Below are 1,348 nucleotides of genomic sequence, written 5' to 3' on the forward strand. Positions count from 1 at the left end.
GTCTGTCACAAGGGGTGCAAGTACACCGACAGCCTCTATGCCGGATCACCAACCGGCCACCTCTACACAGCCTCCGGCGAGACATGTCGCACTGATGATTTAGCCCCTCCAGAAACTGCCGAGCCGGGCGAGGGCGGCGGTGACGGTGGCGGTACTGGCCCAGGCGACGGCGGCGGGGATGGTGGCGGAGATGGCGGTGGTGGAGATGGTGGTGGTGGAGACGGTGGTGGCGGTACCGGGCCGGGAGGTGGTGACGGTGACGGTGAAGGTGACGGGGATGGCGACTGTACGGATCCGGGTGGATGCGAGGGTCCGGGGCCGGGCCCCGGGCCGGGTCCGGGCACAGGCGAAGGTGGCGACGGCGGCGCGCCGGGACCGACGACAGGACGCCTCTACAAGAAGTCCGGCAAGACGGTGCATAAGGTGATAGCGGAGTTCAAGACGGCGATTGAGGGCGCGCCGATTCTGTCGAAGGTCAAAGGCTTCTTCGGCAACTGCACAGGTGGCGGCACTTGCCCGACTGCAACTTGGGATGGGGGCCAGTACGCGGGAAAGTTCGACTTGGGAAGCCTGTGCAGCGGCCCTCTCCTGCAGCTTTTCCAGTACGCGGGATTTGTCTTCCTCGCTGGGATGGGCGTCGTAGCCCTGAGGTGGGCGCTGCTATGAAGCGAAGGCACCTGATCGTCTTCATTGCCGCACTGGCCGTACTTGTGTTGTCCGCGTCTTGGGCGTATGCCGATGGCGTAGGGCCAGTGACGGCCATCACCACCTGGGCGAAGGAACAGCTAACTTCTCTGTGGGCAGATTTCGCCGATTTCATGACGGACCTGCAAACCGACTTCATTGAGTTGGTTCTCTCGTTCGTGAAGGCCATCGTCTACCTGATCCCTGCACCGGACTTCCTTTCGCAGTTCAGCTTCTGCGCCATGCTCAATGCAGCGGGTCCGTGGACGGCCTTCATCGTGGCGCAGCTGCGCGTTGGTGAAGCCGTTGCACTGCTCACGGCTGCACTCATCTTCCGCCTTGTGCGGGTATTCCTGACCGTATTCCAGTGGACGTAACGAAATGATCTTCGGCCATGAAGGGTTGCCGCGCAGCGGCAAAAGCTACGAGGCGGTGCTTCATCACGTCCTGCCCGCCCTGCGTGCAAAGCGGCATGTCTACGTGCGCCTCAACGGGGTAGGGGAGTGCCTTGACAGGATCGCAGCCTACCTGGGCATACCCGAAGATGAGGTGCGCGAACTGGTGCACGTGATGGGCGACAAAGAGGTGGTTGACTGGTGTGTATGCGATACCGACAACGATGGTGCTATTTCGTTTCCGCATATCGAGAAGCACGCTCTTATCG

The 1,348-nt window shown here is 61.9% G+C and carries 3 protein-coding genes; 2 read left to right on the forward strand and 1 reads right to left on the reverse strand.

The window, feature by feature from the left end; genetic code table 11:
• Window positions 1-99: 99 nt before the first annotated feature.
• Entirely contained in the window at window positions 100-420 is a 321-nt protein-coding gene (locus ACFQ6N_RS40850; protein WP_380659200.1) for a hypothetical protein, read from the reverse strand.
• Between the two features lie 242 nt (window positions 421-662).
• On the opposite strand from ACFQ6N_RS40850, the gene ACFQ6N_RS40855 reads away from it, so the two are divergent.
• The gene (locus ACFQ6N_RS40855) at window positions 663-1,061 is read left to right on the forward strand and encodes a hypothetical protein (RefSeq protein WP_197586245.1); all 399 of its coding nucleotides are present in this window, start codon (window positions 663-665) and stop codon (window positions 1,059-1,061) included.
• Between the two features lie 4 nt (window positions 1,062-1,065).
• Window positions 1,066-1,348: zonular occludens toxin domain-containing protein (locus ACFQ6N_RS40860; protein WP_380659201.1), on the forward strand; the 283-nt coding region annotated here is incomplete at its 3' end.

The organism is Kitasatospora sp. NPDC056446 (genome assembly GCF_042796115.1).
Lineage (GTDB): Bacteria > Actinomycetota > Actinomycetes > Streptomycetales > Streptomycetaceae > Kitasatospora.

Bases quoted from the DNA above. Each gene is read 5' to 3' on its own strand.
- ACFQ6N_RS40855 (WP_197586245.1), top strand. From the start codon at position 663: ATGAAGCGAAGGCACCTGATCGTCTTCATTGCCGCACTGGCCGTACTT.
- ACFQ6N_RS40850 (WP_380659200.1), bottom strand. From the start codon at position 420: ATGCACCGTCTTGCCGGACTTCTTGTAGAGGCGTCCTGTCGTCGGTCC.